Origin of the sequence: Promicromonospora sp. NPDC023987 (assembly GCF_040639055.1) — a bacterium.
Lineage (GTDB): Bacteria > Actinomycetota > Actinomycetes > Actinomycetales > Cellulomonadaceae > Promicromonospora.
Genome location: NZ_JBEZZF010000163.1, coordinates 1 through 1,257 on the forward strand (window position 1 = coordinate 1; position 1,257 = coordinate 1,257).

At 70.1% G+C, this 1,257-nt stretch carries 1 protein-coding gene; it reads left to right on the forward strand.

Annotation, left to right across the window (positions count from 1 at the left end; all coding sequences use genetic code 11):
* The first annotated feature begins 200 nt into the window (after window positions 1-200).
* A complete protein-coding gene (locus tag AB0F40_RS27525; RefSeq protein WP_357475524.1) occupies window positions 201-1,181 on the forward strand; it encodes a hypothetical protein in 981 nt (326 codons plus the stop codon).
* Window positions 1,182-1,257 lie beyond the last annotated feature (76 nt).

Below are 1,257 nucleotides of genomic sequence, written 5' to 3' on the forward strand. Positions count from 1 at the left end.
CCACACATCACCCCCACCCCCCCCCCCTCCCTACTGTCACTGCTCCTTCGGGGCCGCCCCCCCCGCCCGCCGACCTCGATGCAAAGTCACGACCTCGATGAAAGGCGCAGGGCGGGAGCTAGCGCGACCACAGGCAGGACGTTATGCACAGGTGCCGCTGGCGAGCCCCGGCTCGGCCGCGCTGCTGGTGCACTCGTGGCATGAACGTCACACCGTCCGCTCGCAACGTAGTGGTCCCACCCGTCCTCCTCGCCGGCGAACGCGACAGGAACCAGCTGGCGCAGGACCGTCGTCGGGGCTCCCTCGTCCGGATCAGGCGAGGCGCGTACTGCGAGCCGGACACGATTCGCGTGGCAGGCGCAGCGGCAGCACCACGAGAGGAGCGGAACAAGGCCCTGGCCTGTGCACGCGCGCTCCACTCCCAGCTGCGCTCCGATCACGTCTTCAGTCACACGACCGCAGCGCTGCTTCTGGGATGCCGCGTCTGGACGGTTCCGGACCGAACGCACCTGTACCAGGGCTACCGGGCGTCAGGCCGCGCCGCGAAGGATGTCTTCAGACACAGAGGAGACGTCGCGCCGGACCAGGTCGTCACCATCGACGGCCTGCCAGTGACCTCCCTCGCTCGCACCGTCGTCGACTGCGCGCTGACCCTGCACCCGCTGGAGGCGCTCGTCATCGTCGACTCGGCGCTCAGGCTGGGTGTCCGCCGGGAAGACCTGCTCAAGTTGCTCGAAGCGCGCGCGGGTCGACGTGGCATCCGGCAAGCACAGCTGCTGATCGAGCTGGGGGACGCCGGCGCACAGTCCGCGTGGGAGACCTGGGTCCGCTACGAGATCCTGCGCGCCGGTCTACCCCGACCTACCGCTCAGATGGCGGTCCGGACCGACCTCGGTCTCTTCCATACCGACCTCGGCTACCCGCAGTGGGCGCTCGGGATCGAGTTCGACGGTCTGGTCAAGTACCGGCCCGACGGCGTCCGGCCTGGACACGACCCTGCCCGGGAGTACATGCGCGAGAAGGCTCGCGCCGAGGCCATCCGCCGCGCGGGCATCGCCATCGAGCACGTCAACGCCTCGGACAAGCGGGACGTGCCCGCACTGATCGCGCGGTTCGCACGCCACCTGCCACCCGGCCTGCTGGCCTCCGCCCGCCCCCATCCGGCCTTGCCGCCGACCTGACTGAGGCCTCCGTCGAGGTCGTGACTTTGCATCGAGAGATCGGAGGAGGGGCGGGGGGGGAAGGAGTGGGGTGCGG

Bases quoted from the DNA above. Each gene is read 5' to 3' on its own strand.
- AB0F40_RS27525 (WP_357475524.1), top strand. From the start codon at position 201: ATGAACGTCACACCGTCCGCTCGCAACGTAGTGGTCCCACCCGTCCTC.